This is a genomic window from Pseudomonas sp. GW704-F2 (assembly GCF_059423025.1).
The window spans coordinates 58,579-75,539 of record NZ_JBWKXO010000018.1; the positions used below are offsets into that span (position 1 = coordinate 58,579).

The 16,961-nt window shown below is 63.4% G+C and carries 18 protein-coding genes; 12 read left to right on the forward strand and 6 right to left on the reverse strand.

From position 1 onward, the window contains the following. The first annotated feature begins 69 nt into the window (after positions 1-69). Positions 70-942: a LysR substrate-binding domain-containing protein gene (locus AC07W0_RS16775; protein ID WP_102617691.1), complete on the forward strand. Its 873-nt coding sequence runs from the start codon at positions 70-72 to the stop codon at positions 940-942. A gap of 59 nt (positions 943-1,001) precedes the next feature. Here the strand turns inward: AC07W0_RS16775 and AC07W0_RS16780 are convergent, their stop codons facing one another. Continuing rightward, the gene (locus AC07W0_RS16780; RefSeq protein WP_017848732.1) at positions 1,002-1,616 is read right to left on the reverse strand and encodes an NAD(P)-dependent oxidoreductase; all 615 of its coding nucleotides are present in this window, start codon (positions 1,614-1,616) and stop codon (positions 1,002-1,004) included. 34 nt (positions 1,617-1,650) lie between these two features. Then, positions 1,651-2,517 carry an MBL fold metallo-hydrolase gene (locus tag AC07W0_RS16785; protein ID WP_102617692.1) on the reverse strand — a complete coding sequence of 289 codons (867 nt, stop codon included), beginning with the start codon at positions 2,515-2,517 and terminating at the stop codon, positions 1,651-1,653. Between the two features lie 105 nt (positions 2,518-2,622). On the opposite strand from AC07W0_RS16785, the gene AC07W0_RS16790 reads away from it, so the two are divergent. Next, a complete protein-coding gene (locus AC07W0_RS16790; protein ID WP_032804836.1) occupies positions 2,623-3,528 on the forward strand; it encodes a LysR family transcriptional regulator in 906 nt (301 codons plus the stop codon). 99 nt (positions 3,529-3,627) lie between these two features. After that, on the forward strand, positions 3,628-3,804 hold the full coding sequence (locus AC07W0_RS16795) for a hypothetical protein (RefSeq protein ID WP_017848735.1): 177 nt from the start codon (positions 3,628-3,630) through the stop codon (positions 3,802-3,804). A 25-nt stretch (positions 3,805-3,829) separates the two neighbouring features. Here AC07W0_RS16795 and AC07W0_RS16800 read toward each other — a convergent pair whose 3' ends face one another. Next, on the reverse strand, positions 3,830-4,717 hold the full coding sequence (locus AC07W0_RS16800; protein WP_046490390.1) for a helix-turn-helix domain-containing protein: 888 nt from the start codon (positions 4,715-4,717) through the stop codon (positions 3,830-3,832). A gap of 189 nt (positions 4,718-4,906) precedes the next feature. Between AC07W0_RS16800 and pobA the strand changes: the two genes are divergently transcribed. Both pobA and AC07W0_RS16810 read left to right on the forward strand, forming a co-directional pair. After that, positions 4,907-6,091: a 4-hydroxybenzoate 3-monooxygenase gene (gene pobA / locus AC07W0_RS16805; RefSeq protein WP_371918422.1), complete on the forward strand. Its 1,185-nt coding sequence runs from the start codon at positions 4,907-4,909 to the stop codon at positions 6,089-6,091. 65 nt (positions 6,092-6,156) lie between these two features. After that, on the forward strand, positions 6,157-7,674 hold the full coding sequence (locus AC07W0_RS16810) for an MDR family MFS transporter (protein WP_102617694.1): 1,518 nt from the start codon (positions 6,157-6,159) through the stop codon (positions 7,672-7,674). A gap of 69 nt (positions 7,675-7,743) precedes the next feature. Here the strand turns inward: AC07W0_RS16810 and AC07W0_RS16815 are convergent, their stop codons facing one another. Next, positions 7,744-8,583 (reverse strand): cache domain-containing protein, encoded by an 840-nt coding sequence (locus tag AC07W0_RS16815; protein ID WP_017848739.1) that lies wholly within the window; start codon positions 8,581-8,583, stop codon positions 7,744-7,746. A gap of 50 nt (positions 8,584-8,633) precedes the next feature. After that, positions 8,634-9,407: a transporter substrate-binding domain-containing protein gene (locus AC07W0_RS16820; RefSeq protein ID WP_017848740.1), complete on the reverse strand. Its 774-nt coding sequence runs from the start codon at positions 9,405-9,407 to the stop codon at positions 8,634-8,636. Between the two features lie 410 nt (positions 9,408-9,817). Here AC07W0_RS16820 and AC07W0_RS16825 point away from each other — a divergent pair, with 410 nt between their 5' ends. The 5 genes from AC07W0_RS16825 (at position 9,818) to AC07W0_RS16845 (ending at position 14,477) form a co-directional block, all read left to right on the forward strand. Next, the gene (locus AC07W0_RS16825; RefSeq protein ID WP_046384337.1) at positions 9,818-11,188 is read left to right on the forward strand and encodes a glutamine synthetase family protein; all 1,371 of its coding nucleotides are present in this window, start codon (positions 9,818-9,820) and stop codon (positions 11,186-11,188) included. 101 nt (positions 11,189-11,289) lie between these two features. Beyond that, on the forward strand, positions 11,290-11,889 hold the full coding sequence (locus AC07W0_RS16830) for a class I SAM-dependent methyltransferase (RefSeq protein ID WP_102617695.1): 600 nt from the start codon (positions 11,290-11,292) through the stop codon (positions 11,887-11,889). A gap of 122 nt (positions 11,890-12,011) precedes the next feature. Continuing rightward, positions 12,012-13,145, forward strand: a complete 1,134-nt coding sequence (rnd, locus tag AC07W0_RS16835; protein ID WP_046490395.1) for a ribonuclease D — start codon at positions 12,012-12,014, stop codon at positions 13,143-13,145. Next, the gene (locus AC07W0_RS16840; RefSeq protein WP_017848744.1) at positions 13,142-13,435 is read left to right on the forward strand and encodes a YcgL domain-containing protein; all 294 of its coding nucleotides are present in this window, start codon (positions 13,142-13,144) and stop codon (positions 13,433-13,435) included. Before rnd ends, AC07W0_RS16840 begins: the two co-directional genes overlap by 4 nt. Positions 13,436-13,544: 109 nt before the next feature. Then, on the forward strand, positions 13,545-14,477 hold the full coding sequence (locus tag AC07W0_RS16845) for a D-2-hydroxyacid dehydrogenase (RefSeq protein ID WP_017848745.1): 933 nt from the start codon (positions 13,545-13,547) through the stop codon (positions 14,475-14,477). Positions 14,478-14,528: 51 nt separating this feature from the next. Here AC07W0_RS16845 and AC07W0_RS16850 read toward each other — a convergent pair whose 3' ends face one another. Then, a complete protein-coding gene (locus AC07W0_RS16850) occupies positions 14,529-15,122 on the reverse strand; it encodes a nitroreductase family protein (protein WP_017848746.1) in 594 nt (197 codons plus the stop codon). Between the two features lie 153 nt (positions 15,123-15,275). Between AC07W0_RS16850 and AC07W0_RS16855 the strand changes: the two genes are divergently transcribed. Beyond that, positions 15,276-15,725, forward strand: coding sequence for a YcgN family cysteine cluster protein (locus AC07W0_RS16855; protein ID WP_017848747.1), 450 nt, complete (start codon positions 15,276-15,278; stop codon positions 15,723-15,725). Positions 15,726-15,738: 13 nt separating this feature from the next. Further along, on the forward strand, positions 15,739-16,959 hold the full coding sequence (locus tag AC07W0_RS16860; protein WP_102617696.1) for a M61 metallopeptidase family protein: 1,221 nt from the start codon (positions 15,739-15,741) through the stop codon (positions 16,957-16,959). Positions 16,960-16,961 lie beyond the last annotated feature (2 nt).

A 16,961-nucleotide genomic window follows, 5' to 3' on the forward strand; every position in this document is an offset into this window, starting at 1 on the left:
TGGCCCGTAGCGGCAACAATCGATAAAAAGTCATACTAGCCATGTCCTCACGTCATGGCTGCTTGCCCTATGAAACGCCTCCCGCCGCTGCCCGCGCTGCACACCTTCTGGGTCACCGCCCAGTGCTGCAACTTCACCCACGCTGCCGCGCAGTTGCACATCACCCAAGGCGCGGTGAGCCGGCAGATCGCCGGGCTGGAAAGCCACTTGGGCTATGCCTTGTTCCAGCGCCAGGCGCGGGGCCTGAGCCTGACCGAAGAAGGCCGCGAGTGGTCGCTGCGGGTGCAGCAGGTCTTCGGCCTGATCGGTGACGCGCTGGAGCAGATCGGCCGCCGCCGCGACACCCTGCAGCTCAAGGCTTCCACCTGCGTGATGCGCTGGCTGCTGCCGCGCTTGATGCAATGGCAGCGGGAGCGCCCGGATGTGCCGGTGGAGCTGACCACGACCGTGGCCTACACCGTGGACTTTCGTCGCGAGCAATTCGATGCCGCGGTGATCTATGCACCCAGCGCCGAACAGTCGGCCGAGGCTCGGCATCTGTTCGACGAACAACTCACCCCGGTGTGCGCGCCGGCCTTGCTGGGCGCGCTGAATACGCCAGCAGACCTGCAGCAACAGGTGCTGCTGCACCCCACGCGGGACGAGCGGGACTGGGCGTTATGGCTGAAAGCGGCGAAGACGCGCTTGAGCAATGTGAGCCAGGGCCATCATTTCGAGACGCTGGATCTGGCCATGACAGTGGCGTCCCAGGGTTCAGGCGTGGCGATTGGCGACAGCGCGCTGATTGGCGAGGATGTGAGCGCGGGGCGCTTGGTGATGCCGTTTGAATTGCGGGTGCCGACGGGGATGGGTTATTACCTGGTGTATCCGCCGGGGACAAAGCCGTCCGCCGGGCTTGACGCGTTGATGGAGTGGTTGGTTAACCAGGCGCAACAGGCGTAACGCTGAAGATCCACCTGTGGGAACCGGCAAGCCAGCTCCCACAGGTGGATCGTGTTGGCTCAGTAACCGACGGTGAAACGCTGGCGCGAATGCTTCGGTGTTTCCACTTCATCAATCATCGCGATGGCGAAGTCGGCGAAGCTGATCCAGCTGCGGCCTTCGCGGCTCACCAGCAAATCATCCTGGCCCAGGCGGAAGGTGCCGGTGCGCTCGGTTTCAACGAATTCGGCCGATGGCGACAGGAAGGTCCAATCCAGTTCCTGCTCCTGACGCAACGCCTCGAGGAACGTCGCGCCGGCACTGGCTTCAGCCTTGTACGCCTCTGGGAAACCCTCGCTGTCGATCACCCGAGTGCCGCCCGGCAGCAGCAACGAACCCGCGCCGCCCACCACCAGCAGGCGTTTGACCCCGGCTTTTTTCACCGGGCCGATCACCGCGCTGGCGGGCAGGGTGGCGAAATGCGCCGCGCTGATCACCACATCGCTGCCGCTGATGGCCTGTTGCAAGGCCTCGGCATCCAGCGCATCGACCTGTTTGACGCTGACGCCAGGACGCACGGCGAGCTTGTCAGTGTTGCGCGCGATGGCGGTGACGCTGTGCCCGCGTCGCAGCGCTTCTTCCAGCAGTTGGCTACCGGCGCGGCCGGTGGCCCCAATGATTGCGATCTTGCTCATGACATTCTCCAGTACGGTTAAGGTTTGAAACGCTTCACCACTTCATTTCGCCCTTGGCGACTTTGGCGCTCAGTTCCAGCGAACTTTCGTCGGCGAGGGTCGGGTAACGCTTTTTCATCCCCGCGATCAGGGCGGCGGAGTCCTTGGCCTTGGCGGTTTCTTCGTCAAAGGCCTGGATGTAGTCGGCGGTAAAGGCCACGGATTGCAGCGACGGGCTGCCGAGGAAATGCCCCGGAACCACCGTGCGCGGCTGCAGTTCGGCGATGCGTTGCAGGGTGGCCAGCCAGTCTTTATGGGACTGCGCGCTCTGAGTATCGGCCATCCACAGGTGGATGTTGTCGGCGACGACCACACCGCCGACCACGGCCTTGATCGACGGCACCCACACAAAGCTGCGGTCCGGCTGCGGGCCGTCGAGGCCGATCACTTCCAGCGGTTGCCCTTCAAGCGTCAGGCGGTGGCCGTCGAGCACCTGCGGCACGATGGTTTTGCCTGGCTTGTCGGCGCCCATTTTCGGGCCCCAGAACGCCAGTTTGCCGGCGACGGTGGCGTTGATGTGGTCGACCACCGCTTGCGGGGCCAGCACCTTGGCGTCGGGGAATGCGGCGGTCAGGGTGTCGAGGCCGAAGTAGTAGTCCGGGTCGCCGTGGCTGATGTAGATGGTCGTCAGGTGTTTGCCGCTGGCGCGGATCTTCTGCACCAGGTGTTCGGCCTGGCTTTTGCCGAACTGCGCGTCGACCAGGATCGCGTCTTTCGCGCCGCTGACCAGCACCGAACTGACCGGGAAGATCGCGGCCTCGCCGGGGTTGTACACGTCGAGGGTCAGCTCGGCAGCGGCCGCCTGGACGGCGAAGGCCAGGGCGGCGGTCGCCAGGGTCAGGCGCTTGAGGGTGGACAACATCGGGCAACTCCGGCAATCGGTAAGGGATGCACAGAGCTTAGTTGCACCAAACACCACAAAAAATGCGATGCTGGGACATAGTTTGTTTCTAAAATCGGGCAGATCATGGATCGTCTTCAAGCAATGCGCGTGTTTGTGACGGTGGTGGATCTGGGCAGCCAGTCCGCCGCCGCCGACCATCTGGACCTGTCGCGCCCGGTGGTCTCGCGCTACCTGGCCGAGCTGGAAGACTGGGTCGGCGCGCGCTTGCTGCATCGCACCACGCGCAAACTCAGCTTGACGGCTGCCGGCGGGGAAACCCTGCCACGTTGCCGGCAATTGCTGGAACTGTGCGGCGACATGCAGGCCGCCGTCAGCGAACCGGATGACGCGCCCCGTGGCCTGCTGCGCCTGAGTGTCAGCACCTCGTTCGGCCAGGCGCAGTTGGCCGAGGCCATCGCCGAATACGTCAGGCGCTACCCCTTGGTGACGGTCGACCTGCAGATGCTCGATCGCACGGTCAACCTGGTGGATGAGCGCATCGACCTGGCCATCCGCACCAGCAACGACCTGGACCCCAACCTGATCGCGCGGCGCCTGACGGTCTGTCGCTCGGTGGTGTGCGCGACCCCGGCCTACCTGCTTGAGCATCCGGCGCCGCAAAAGGTCGAGGACCTGGCGCGACACAACTGCCTGACCCACTCGTACTTCGGCAAAAGCCTGTGGCATTTCGAGGAAGGCGGCGAACACGTTTCGGTGCCGGTCCACGGCAATATCACCGCCAACGAAGCCAGCACGCTGTTACGCGTGACGCTCGCCGGGGCGGGGGTGGCGATGTTGCCCAGTTATCAGGCCGGCGAGCACATCCGCCGTGGCGAACTGGTGCGCCTGTTGCCCGCGGCCGAACCGCGGCAGATGAATATCTACGCGGTGTACGCGTCGCGCAAACACATGCCGTCGGCGCTGCGTAGCCTCCTGGATTTCCTGGTGCTGAGGTTTCCGGAAACGCCGGAGTGGGACCGGGGCCTGTGACCCGACATACAGATGTTGAATGGCGTCCAATAATGGCAACTCGCCCTGGCTGACCTATGCTTTAAACAGCACCGAGTAGGTCCTTCAGAGGTCTGTGCCATGACCGTCAAAACCAGAAAGTACCTGAAAATTTTCATCCTTTGCGCCTTGGTCAGCGCGCTGTACGGCACCGCCGCCTATCGCGTCGAGCAGGCCCGCATGCAGCCGAGCTTTGCGATCAGTTGCCATCAGGATCAATGCATTCCGCGCACCGGCAGTTTCAGCGCGTTGCGCTAATGGCCGACCAAGGACGATCTCGCGTTTAATCCTCGGGTGTTTCGGCCTTGAGTCGTTCGCGAAATGCCTTGGGCGAAAACCCGACCCGGCGGCGGAATAGCCGCGAGAAGTTGGTCGGGTCGGAAAAGCCCAATACCTCCGACATTTCATTGATGGTCATGCTGGTGTAGGTCAGCAGGCGCTTGGCTTCCAGCAATTGGCGGTCGTGCATGATCTGTAGCGCGGGTTGCCCACCCAACTCCCGACATGTGCCGTTCAGGTGTGAGACCGAGATACCCAGCTTGTGGGCCAGGTCTTCAATCTTCGGGTGTTCGCGATAATGCTGTTCGACCAATTGGGTAAAGCGCCGGAAATACTCGCGCCCACGCGGTGCCCGCGGGTGACGGCGCTGGATGGCCTGGCGGCTGATCCATACGAGCAGCACGCTGACCAGGGCGTGCATCAGCATGTCCCGGGCCGGCTGCTCATCGGCGTATTCGTCCTGCAGGCGGGCGAACAGGTTGTTGAGATAGTCGCTGTCCTTGCCTGCCGGGTAACTGCCCAGCACCTGCAGGCCGTCCACCGTTGCGCCCAATTGCGCTTGCAGGTGGCTGACCAGCGGTGCCGCCAGGGTCAGCACGTAGCCTTCGACATCTTCCGCAAACCGGAATCCGTGCACACACAGCGGCGGCAGCACCTGCAAGGTCGCTTCGTTGAGGGTGGTGCGCTGGCCTTCGATTTCCAGTTGCGCCTGGCCTTGGTGGACGTACAGCAACTGGCACAGATCCGCGTGCCGGTGGGGCTGGATTTCCCACTGGTAGTCCCGGCTGCGTCGGGAAATCGTTTCGCAGTGCAACAAATCCGGCGTCGGCCATTGCTGGTTTTCCCCGTACAGCTTGAACACCGGAATCGCGGAACTGGCAGTTTTGGTCATAGTTTCAATCCGATACTCAGGCAAGTGGTTCGGTAATCGCCCCGATTGGCAAAAAGCGCAGGCTTTGGCGCAGTTTTCACCTTCTTATAGCGCCCACTCAAGTGAAAAATGTCAGCAATAAGACCAATGACAACTCTTTCACCTTATCCGTTCGGGTGAATTTTTCGGACCATAAAAATAATGAAAACGCTGAAAACTCAAGTCGCCATCATCGGCGCCGGTCCTTCGGGACTGTTGCTCGGCCAACTGTTGCAGCAGGCCGGTATCCAAACCCTGATTCTAGAGCGCCAGAGCGCCGATTACGTGCTGGGGCGCATCCGTGCCGGGGTGTTGGAGCAAGGCATGGTCGACCTGTTGCGCGAGGCCGGCGTCAGCCAGCGCATGGACGAGGAAGGCCTGGTCCATGATGGCTTCGAACTGGCGCTTAATGGCCAACTGACTCACATCGACCTCAAGGCGCTCACCGGCGGTCAATCGGTGATGGTCTACGGCCAGACCGAAGTGACCCGCGACCTGATGGCCGCACGCGCCGCCACCGGTGGCGTCACCTTGTATAACGCGCGTGAGGTGCAACCCCACGGGCTCAAAACTGATCAACCCTGGCTGACGTTCGAACATGAAGGCGAAGCCTTTCGCCTGGAGTGTGATTACGTGGCCGGTTGCGACGGTTTTCACGGTGTCGCCCGGCAATCGATCCCGGCCGAGTCGCTGAAGGTCTTCGAGCGGGTGTATCCCTTCGGCTGGCTGGGCATCCTGGCCGACACGCCGCCGGTCCATCCTGAACTGGTGTACGCCAAGCATGCGCGTGGGTTTGCCTTGTGCAGCATGCGTTCGCCGACGCGCAGCCGTTACTACCTGCAAGTACCCGTTGAGGAGTCGGCCGATGAGTGGTCGGACCAGCGTTTCTGGGCTGAACTGAAAACGCGCCTGCCAAGCCAGTTGGCCGAGCAGTTGGTGACCGGGCCGTCGATCGAAAAAAGCATCGCGCCGCTGCGCAGCTTCGTGGTCGAGCCGATGCAGTACGGGCGTTTGTTTCTGCTGGGGGACGCGGCGCACATCGTCCCACCCACCGGGGCCAAGGGCTTGAACCTGGCGGCGAGCGACGTGAGCACGCTGTTTCGCATCTTGCTCAAGGTCTACCGCGAGGGGCGCGTGGAGTTGCTGGAGAAATATTCGGAAATCTGCCTGCGACGCGTGTGGAAGGCTGAGCGGTTTTCCTGGTGGATGACGTCGATGCTGCATCAGTTTCCCGAAGCGGACGGGTTCAGCCAGCGCATTGCCGAGAGCGAACTGGCGTACTTCATCCACTCGCACGCCGGTCGCACCACCATCGCGGAAAATTACGTCGGGCTTCCTTACGAAGCTATCGAATAGCCTGCTATCGTATCGAGCATGCCCGCAGGTCGCCTTTTCCTGCGGGCCTTGCTCGAAGGTTTACCGTGACTCAGCTCAATCAGCCTACTCCAGCCGTACCTGCCGTGCGCAGCATCCTCGTCTCGTTGATGATGGCGATCTTCCTCGGTGCCTTGGACCAGACCATTGTCGCCGTGTCCATGCCGGCCATTTCCGCGCGGTTCCACGACGTCAACCTGCTGGCCTGGGTGATCTCCGGCTACATGGTGGCGATGACAGTGGCGGTGCCGATCTACGGCAAGCTCGGCGACCTGTATGGGCGGCGGCCGATGATGCTGATCGGCATGGGTCTGTTCACCCTGGCGTCGCTGTTCTGTGGCATGGCGCAAAGCATGGAGCAACTGGTGCTGGCGCGGGTGCTCCAGGGCATCGGCGCCGGCGGGATGATTTCGGTGAGCCAGGCGATCATCGGCGACATCATCCCGCCGCGCGAGCGCGGGCGTTACCAGGGCTATTTCAGCGGCATGTACGCGGTGGCCAGCGTGGCCGGGCCGGTGCTGGGCGGTTATATGACCGAGTACCTGTCCTGGCGCTGGGTGTTTTTGATCAACCTGCCGTTGGGCGCCGGCGCCTGGTACGTGGCCCATCGCAGCCTGGTCGGGCTGCCGTTGCCGCAACGCAAGCCGATCATCGATTACCTCGGCACCGTGCTGCTGATCATCGGCTTGAGCGCCTTGCTGCTGGGCATCACCGAAATCGGCCAGGGCCATGATTGGCGCAATGACTCGGTGCTAGCGTTGCTGGCCTGCGCGCTGGTGGCGCTGAGCATATTTGTCTGGCATGAGCGGCGTGCGCGGGAACCGTTGTTGCCGATGCACCTGTTCGCCAACCGCAGTGCTGTGCTGTGCTGGTGTACGATGTTTTTCACCAGTTTCCAGGCGATTTCCCTGACGGTGCTGATGCCTTTGCGCTTTCAGACCGTGACCGGCTCCGGCGCCGACAGTGCCGCGCTGCACCTGCTGCCACTGGCGATGGGCTTGCCGATGGGCGCCTACTTTGCCGGGCGCATGACCTCGGTGACCGGGCGCTATAAACCGCTGATCCTCAGCGGCGCCGTGTTGAGCCCCTTGGCGATTCTCGGCATGGCCTACAGTGCGCCGCAGGCGATGGGGCTGACGGCGATGTTCATGCTGCTGTGCGGCATCGCTGCCGGCATGCAGTTCCCGACCTCGCTGGTGGGCACGCAGAACTCGGTGGAACAGCACGATATCGGCGTCGCCACCAGCACCACCAACCTGTTCCGTTCCCTGGGCGGGGCGGTCGGGGTGGCGTGCATGTCGGCGTTGTTGCTGGCGCTGTTGCAGGACTCCAGCTTTGCCCACCTGGCCAGCGGCGCGCTGGTGGTCGAGGGCGGTTCCGGCAGCGTTTTGCTCGACGGCCTGAACGCCGCCCCGGGCCCGGCGCAGGATGCCCTGCGCGGGGAACTGGCGTTGACGTTCCGGCATTTGCTGATGGTCAGTGCGGCGGTGTCGTTGCTGGGGTTGGCGGCAGCGATTGCGATGCCTGATCGCATGCTGCGCGGCCGTGAAGACAAGGCCCGCTGACGGGCCGGCTGGACATCCAAATGTGCGAGCGGGCTGGCCCGCTCCCACCGGTTTGACCGCCTGTGCAATTCAAGGGCTGTAAGAACCGACCGCCACCATGAAATGCCCGGTTTTGCGCAAATACGCATGCTTGTTCTCGACCTTGCCGGTCACCGGGTTTTTCCAACGGTACGTGTACTCACCCTGATCCTGCTCCGCCATCAACTTGAGGATCGGTGCGCCCACCGGCTTGCCGTCGGGGTCCTTGATCTTGCTGAAGTCGGTGTTGATCAGCCGCAGGTTGGTGCCATGGGCGGCATAGCGCCGGGTATCGAGGTCGACCACGAACACGTAGAGATCGTCCTGCAGGAAACCGCCCTGCAATGAGTTGATCGCCTTCAGCGTGCCGGCTTCATCCTTGACCAGCGCCTTGACGGCCTGGTCCCGCAGCGCTCGCGCCTGTTCCGGCGTGGCCCGTGGCAGGTAATAGCCCACCGCGAGGATGCGTTCGCCGACACGCTGATAAAACACATGCTTGTGTTCGATCTTGCCGTCGTTCCAGTTCTGCCAGCGGTAGTCGGCCTGCTGGATGCCCTGGCCTTCCGGCGCCTTGAGCGCGTCCTTGAACGACTGGCGCAAATCCGCCCCGAGCACTTCGGACACATCGCGGCCGATCAAGGCGGAGGAGGGCCCGCCGCTGGCCAGCAACACGCCCTGGGTGTCGACCACGAACACATAGCGGTCATGGTCGACGAACTCGCCCTGGCGGCTGAAGGCGGCGAAGGCCTTGTCGCCATTGCTCTGGTAGTAGGCCAAGGCTTTTCCCAGCAGAGCCTTGGCCGCCTGGGCTTCCTCCTCCGGCAAGGCGGCGGCGTGTACTTGGCTGAAACCCAACAGCAACAGCCAGCTGAATCGGAGCAGTCGCTTCATTATCCGTGCCTCGTTCTTATGGATGTGAGCACAGCTTAGACGGCTGCGGCTCAGGGCGCCGCCAGCCATTGATTGACGATGCCGTCGTACACCCCGGTGGCCACGCTCAGGTGCAACCACTGGTCGACGTAACTTTTCCAGGCCACATCGTCGCGTGGCAGCAGGAAGGCTTTCTCGCTGTATTGCATCTGCCGCTGCGGGTTGACCGCGCACAGCCCCGGCTTGAGTTTCTGCTGGAAGCGCGCCTCGCTGGCGTCGGTGATCATCACATCGGCCTTGCCCGCCAGCAGTTCGTCGAAGATGGTCACGTTGTCGTGCAGGCGCAGTTGCGCCTGGCCCAGGTGCGCCCGGGCGAACACTTCGTTGGTGCCGCCCGCCGGTTCGATCACCCGCACCTGTGGCTGGTTGATCTGCTCGACGCTCTGGTAACGCTGCACATCGGCGCAGCGCACCAGCGGGATCTTGCCGTCGACGCCGAGGGACTGGCTGAAGAACGCCTTTTTCTGGCGTTCCAGCGACACCGAAATACCGCCCACGGCGATGTCGCAGCGGTGCGCGAGGAAGTCCGGCATCAGGCTTTTCCAGGTGGTGGGCACCCAGGCGATTTTGGCGTTGAGGCTCTTGGCCAGGGACTCGGCCATGGCGATATCGATGCCTTCGTAGCGGCCATCGGCACGCAGGAAGGTGTAGGGCTTGTAGTCGCCGGTGGTGCAGACGGTGAGCGTGCCGCTGTCGAGCACGTTGTCCAGGCGCGAGGGGGGCGTGTCCGCGAGGGCGGGTGTCGCCAGACTCACCAATACACACAGGGCTAAAGGAGCTTTCATGCGGTCGAGTCCTTGGGCATGATCGGGCGGCCATTATTTCCAGCAAGATGGCGGGGTGGCAAGGACGGCGAATGTTTAGCCAACGTGCAACCAAACTCCGTCAACCCTGAATTGACGCCCCTGACCCGGCGTGTGACGCTGCCAGGCATCTCCCTCACTGTGATTCGCCCATGGACGGTTACCCCGACACTTACCCCGAGACACTGCCTGGCGTGCTCGCGCCGAGCGGTCCGGCGGATGTCGAGGCGTTGCCCTCCGCGCTGGCTTTCTGGGCCCTGTTCCACTGTCGACATGCGCGCCCACCAGATACCTCTCGCCTACGTTGATCTATCCGATGGATGACGCGCACCTGCGCGCATCCGCCCGGCGGCGCCTGTGCGCCTGCCTGACGCAAACGTATGAGAATTGCCATGAGTGTTTTTGCCAGCCTGCACGAAGCCCGCTCTTTCCTTGAGCAGAACCCGGACATCGAGATGTTCGAGCTGTTCATCCTCGACAACAATGGAGTGCCGCGCGGCAAGTTGCTGCATCGCGACGAACTGCTGGCGGTGTATGAAAGCGGCCGCCCGCTGCCCAGCACCATCCTTGGCCTGACCATCCATGGCGATGACGTGGAAAACTCCGGGCTGGTGTGGGAGGTGGGCGATATCGACTGTCGCGCCTACCCGATCAGCGGCAGTTTGCAGCGCATGCCATGGCGGCTGATTCCGACGGCGGCGGTGCAAGTCAGCATGCACCCCACCGAAGGCTTGCCCGCCACCGTGGCCGACCCCCGGCACGTGCTGGCCAGGGTGATCGACGGGCTCAAGGCCGATGGTTATTACCCGGTGATGGCGGCGGAACTGGAGTTCTACCTGCTCGACCAGAAACCCGACCACAACGGCCGCCCGCAACCGGCGCGCGACATGGACGGCGGCCGCCCGCGTGCGACCCAGGTCTATGGCCTGCGCGAGCTGGAGCAGATCGAGCCGTTTCTCGCCGACCTTTACAGCGCCTGCAAACTGCAAGGCATCCCGGCGCGCACGGCGATTTCCGAATACGCGCCGGGCCAGGTCGAAATCACCCTCGAACACCGCACCGATGCCCTGCAAGCGATGGACGAAGCGGTGCGCTACAAACGCCTGGTCAAAGGCGTGGCGCACAAACACGGGATGACGGCGTGCTTCATGGCCAAACCGTTCGACGACCTGGCCGGCACCGGCATGCACATGCACGTCAGCCTGGCGGACGCCGAGGGCCATAACCTGTTCGCCAGCGAGGCCGCCGACGGTACGCCGCTGCTGCGCCAGGCCGTGGGCGGCATGCTCAGCACCTTGCTCGATTCGCTGCTGATGTTCTGCCCCAACGCCAACTCCTATCGCCGCTTCCAGACCAACAGCTATGCGCCGCTGGCCGCCACCTGGGGCGTCGACAACCGCACCGTCAGCCTGCGTGTGCCGGGTGGTCCGGCGCCGTCGCGGCACATCGAACACCGCCTCTGCGGCGCCGACGCCAACCCCTATCTGGCGGCGGCGGCGATCCTCGCCGGTATCCACCGCGGCATCCGCGAACGACTTGACCCCGGCGCTCCGGTGGAAGGCAACGGCTACGCCCAGGCCAACGCGTTGCTGCCCACCGATTGGCTCACCACCCTGCGCGCCCTGGAAGACTCCAGCTGGGCACGGGAGGCGTTCGGCAGTGAGTTCCTCGGCGTGTACCTGGCGGTGAAACGGGCTGAATATCGGCAGTTCATGGGCGAGGTGGGCGAACAGGATTGGCGCTGGTATCTGCACTCGGCGTAAACGGATTGACGGTGGTGGTTTTTTCGACCTTTTTTTCACGTTGCACTGGTTAAGCTGCGAATCAAGGTCGTTCACTACCGTTCCACTCACATGAGCCCGTGATGTTGTCACCACCACTTTCGTCCATCGAGATCGAATACGCCGAACGCTGTGACCGTGAGCACGCCAGGGTCTGCGGCGATACGCGCCCGCCTGGGCTGCGCCGGCGTCTGGCGGCGTGGCGTGACGGGCGGCTGGTGCGCAATGCCCTCAAGGTGGCCGGCGAGCCCGGTCTGATCCTCGACCTGGCCTGCGGTTCGGGGCGGTTCTGGCCGGTGTTGGCCGAACACGTCAACCGGGTCATCCTCGCCTCGGATAACTCCCAGGACATGCTCGACCACGCCCGCACCCATCACCCGGCGGCGCTGCTCAAGCGGGTCAAGACCTTTCAGGGCTCGGCGTTTTCCATCGGTTTGTCGGCGAACGCGGTAGATTGCATTTTCTGTCTGGAATTGTTTCGCCACGTGCCCAGCCGCGAAGGGCGCCAAGCGCTGCTGCAGGAGTTTCATCGGGTCAGTCGCGACACCGTGATCGTGTCGGTCGCCTCCCGGACGCCAGTGGAGGAGGAGTTCTGCCAGGCGGGGTTCCAGGTCCTGAATCACCAGGAGTTCATTCCTGGCTCCAGCGTATGGCGTGTCTACGTTCTACGTAAGATGGGATAACTCCAATCTGTCCGACTATTCTTCACATGCTGTCGGAGTTTTCATGATTGCGTGTGCACTGCGGATGCTCGCAAGTCCCTTCCGCGATATATACTGCGCGCCATTCTTCAAGGGAGAGCCGTGTGGCCATCGATATTCACTGGATCTGCGACAACGATAGCCTCGGCCAGCATTGCGCCGAATGGCAGCAGTTGCCATTCGTCGCCCTCGACACCGAGTTCATGCGGGTCGACACCTTTTATCCCATTGCCGGGCTGATCCAGATCGGTGATGGCGTTCGCGCTTACCTGATCGACCCCCTGACCATCGACAACTGGCAACCGCTGGCGGCGTTGCTGGAAAACCCGGCCGTGATCAAAGTGGTCCACGCCTGCAGTGAAGACCTGGAAGTGTTGCTGCGCCTGACTGGCAGCCTGCCAGTGCCGTTGTTCGACACCCAACTGGCCGCGGCTTACCTGAACCTCGGCTTCTCCATGGGCTATTCGCGCCTGGTGCAAGCCGTGCTCGATATCGACTTGCCCAAGGGCGAAACCCGCTCGGACTGGCTGCAGCGCCCGTTGTCCGAGACCCAGGTGAGCTACGCCGCCGAAGATGCGGTCCACTTGGCCGAGGTCTTCATTCGCCTGCGCCCGCGGCTGTCGGACGACAAGTACGCCTGGGTCCTGGAAGACGGTGCCGAACTGGTGGCCAACCTGCGCCGCGAAGTCGACCCTTACGAGGTGTACCGCGAGGCCAAGCTGGCGTGGAAACTGTCCCGTGCCCAACTCGCCGTGCTGCGTGAACTGTGCGCCTGGCGCGAGCAGCAAGCGCGTGCCCGTGACCTGCCGCGCAATCGCATCATTCGTGAACACTCGCTGTGGCCCCTGGCCAAATCCCAGCCGGATAACCTCGCCGCCCTGGGCAAAATCGAAGACATGCACCCGCGCACCGTGCGTCAGGATGGCCAGTTTCTGCTGGACCTGATCAAGCGCGCCGGCAGCGTGTCCATGGACCAATGGCCGCCCGCCGTGGCTGAACCGCTGCCGGTGGACGCCGCGACGCTGATCAAGCACCTGCGCGCCTTGGGCCAGGCGCAAGCCGAACGTCTGGAGATGGCGCCGGAACTGATGCTGCGCAAGAAAACCCTCGAAGCCCTGGTCAAAAGTGGCTACCCCGACGGGCCTTACCAATTGCCAGACTCGCTGCGTGGCTGGCGCCGCGAGTTGATGGGCCAGGCGCTGCTCGACAGCCTGGCCACTGCCGGAGAACAGCCTTGAAACGTATTTGCTCCATCTATCGCAGCTTGAAACGCAACGAAATGTATCTCTACGTGCTGAAAAGTGATGCCCTGGAGCGCGTGCCGGAACCCTTGATGGAAGCCTTCGGCAAGGCCCATCACGCTTTCGACATGGTGCTGACGCCCGAGCGCAAGCTGTCGCGCGAGGACATCGCAGTGGTCCTGGAAAACCTCGAAAAGCAGGGCTACCACCTGCAAATGCCACCGGCCGAGGACGAGTACATCGAACACTTGCCCGAAGAGCTGCTGCGCCGCAACGACCCGATGTGATCGCGGCGTGCCCTGCCCGGGGCGCATTCTTTTCCATGGAATCGTATTAATGGATGGTGGCCGTAAGGATGCGGGCGGCCGTCCGCATTGTTTTTGAAAGGTTTGAACCATGCGTGTTCTGATTGCTGAACAGGATCACCCGCTCTACGCCCGGTTGCTGAGCGAAGCGGCCCCGGACCTCGAGGTGTTGACCAGCGGCGACTCGGCCGAACTCTCGCGCCTGGCCGCCGATTGCCCGGTGTGGCTCGGCCAGCCGGACCTGCTCGCCACCCTGTTGCGCCAGGGGCACCAGCCGCAGTGGCTGCAATCGACCTGGGCCGGCATCACGCCGCTGCTGGCCGACGGCCTGCCCCGCGACTATCGCTTGACCCGTGCGGTGGGGATTTTTGGCCAGGTCATGGCGGAATTTATCCTCACCTACATGCTCGGCCATGAACGCGAAGTCTTGGCGCGCCTGGTCAGCCAGGTCGAGCGCAAGTGGGACAACCGCATGGGCCAGAGCCTGGCGGGGCGCACGGTGCTGATCGTCGGCTGCGGTGATATCGGCCAGCGCGTGGCGCAGTTCCTTGTGCCGTTTGGCGTCAAGCTGTACGGCATCGCCAGCCAGGCGCGCGAGCAGGCGCCGTTTGTCGAAGTGGCCGCGCTCGATCAGCTCGGCCGGCTGGTGGGCGAAGCGGACTACGTGATCAACCTGTTGCCCAACACGCCGAACACCCACGACCTGTACGACGCGGCGCTGTTCAAGCAATTCAAGCCGAGCGGGTTGTTTATCAACGTCGGCCGCGGTGTCGCGGTGGTTGATGCGGATCTGGTCGAAGCGTTGAAAGAAGGGCACCTGGCTGGCGCGGTGATCGACGTGTGCCGCCAGGAACCGTTGCCGCAGCGCCACCCGTTCTGGACCGCCTGGGGCTTGCTGCTGACCGGGCACAGCTCGGCGCCGACCTCGCCATCGATGATGGTGCAACTGTTTCTGGAAAACGTGCGCGCCTACCAGGCCAAGCAAGTGTTGCGCGGTGAAGTGGATTTCGAGCGCGGCTACTGACACCGCGTCGAACCATAGGTGGGGGCTGGCGAGCCAGCTCCCACGTCAGTCCTAGAGACTGAAATCGCCTTGCGAAACCAGCTCGCTCAACGGCTTGCGCGGGCTTGGGGTCTCACGGCCTTGCAGGTACTCGGGCAAGCTCGACTTGTCGCCCAGCTTGCCAATCGCGACCGCCGCATGCAGCGCATAACCCTCGGGAATCTTCAGCTCTTTGCGCGTCAGTGCCTGATCGAAGCCGGCCATGCCATGGCTGTGCCAGCCGCTGAGGCTGGCCTGCAGCGCGAGGTAGCCCCAGGCCGAACCGGTGTCGAAGGTGTGCCACAGCGCCGGGGTTTCTTCGCTGGCGCCGGGGGCGATGAAGTCGGTTTTCGAGGCGATGATCACCAGGGCCGACGCATGCTGCGCCCAGTTGCGGTTGAATTCGTTCAACAGGCCGAGGAAACGTTCCCAGTCCGGCGTGTCACGGCGCGCATAGAGAAAACGCCAGGGCTGCGAGTTGTAGGCCGATGGCGCCCAGCGCGCGGCTTCGAAAAAACTCAGCAGGGTTTCCTGCGGGATGCTCTCGCCGGTAAAGGCGCGAGGCGACCAGCGCTCAGTGAACTGGGGGTTGATCGGGTAATCGGCAGCGCGGGGGTTGGTGCTCATGGGCAGTTCCTGATCGTCAATTCGGCGCTCAAAGCTACTGCGCTCCCACTAGACTGACAAGTCTTGCAACACCGCCAGTCGTAAGCGCTTGGCCCCAGTGGCCTTGGGCACTAGACTGGCGGCCTTTTCACCCACCGATACCGATGTAGAACCATGGCCGCCAAAGTCGAACCTTTCTGGATACGCAAAACCCTTGAACACCTCGATCAGGAGGAGTGGGAGTCGTTGTGCGACGGCTGTGGCCTGTGCTGCCTGCAAAAGCTCGAGGATGAAGACGACAACAGCGTCTATTACACGCGCATCGCCTGCAAACTGCTCGACCTGAAAACCTGCCAGTGTACCGATTACCCCAACCGCCGCGCGTCGGTGCCCGACTGCATCCAGCTCACCCCGGGCCAGGCCGACCAGTTCAAGTGGTTGCCGCCCACCTGCGGTTACCGCCTGGTCAGCGAGCGCAAGGACTTGCCGCTGTGGCATCACCTGGTCTGCGGCGACCGTGACGCCGTGCATCACGAACGCATTTCCCAGTCCGGACGCATGCTCCGCGAAGGCAGCGTGCCCGAAGAAGACTGGGAGGATTACCTGATCTTCCGCGCTGGCTGAACAAGGAGCGAGTATGAAGGGGCTGACCCGGCTGGCGGCCAGCCTGGTGTTGCTGGCGCTGAGCACACCGGCGTGGTGCGCGCAGAAAGTCGACCTGGACTATCACGTCAAACTGCTGCCCCAGAGCGATCAGGCTGAGGTGCGCGTGAGCCTGTCCCAGGGTTCGGCGGTGCGCAGCCTGGATTTCGAGCTGGGTCGCGACGGTGACTACAGCGATTTCAAGGCCGATGGCCAATGGAAAGTCAGTGGCCATCGCGGCCTTTGGCAACCCAGCGCCGACAAGGCCAGCCTGACCTACCGTGTACGCCTCAGCCATGCGCGCAAGCCGGGTATCTATGAAACGCGCATGACGCCGGGTTGGGCGCTGTTTCGCGGGGAAGACCTGGTGCCGACCGCGCACCTCGACCAGCAGGACGGCGTCGAGCTGGTCTCGCGCCTGGTGTTCGAGCTGCCGACGGGCTGGAAAAGCGTCGAAACCGCCTGGCCGCGTATCGGCAAGCACACCTTCCGGATCAACAACGTCTCGCGCCTGTTCGACCGGCCCACCGGCTGGATGCTCGCCGGTAACCTCGGCAGCCGCCGTGTGCGCCTGGGCGAAACCGACGTCACCGTGGCCTCGCCCAAGGGCCAGGCCATGCGCCGTATGGACGTGCTGACGTTGCTGACTTTCGTCTGGCCGCAGGTGGAAGCCGCGTTCCCGCGTCACCCCGCCAAGCTATTGATTGTCGGCGCCAGCGACCCGATGCGCCGTGGCGCCTTCTCGGCGCGCGACTCGGTCTACCTCAACAGCCGCACGCCGCTGGTCAGTGAAAACGGCAGCAGCCCGTTGATCCGCGAAGTGGTGCATGCCATCGGCCGCTTCAGTGACCATGATGGCAGCGACTGGATCAGCGAAGGCCTGGCGGAGTATTACGCGATCGAACTGCTGCGCCGTGGCGGCGGGATCACCGATGAGCGCTATGCGGCGATACAGGCGCGGTTGACCCGCGAAGGCAAGAACGTCACCAGCCTGCGTGGCGAGCACGTCAGCGGCGCAACCGTGGCGCGGGCAGTGGTGGTGATGCAGGAGCTGGATCGCGAGATCCGCGTGAAAACCCACAACAAGCGCTCGCTGGATGATCTCGCGCAAGTGGTGATGCGGGCGAACAGCGTCAGCACCCCAGAGTTTGTGCGACTGGCCCAGAGCATTATCGGCGAGTCGTCGGTGGTGCTGGACTCCAAGCTGTTGCGCTGACC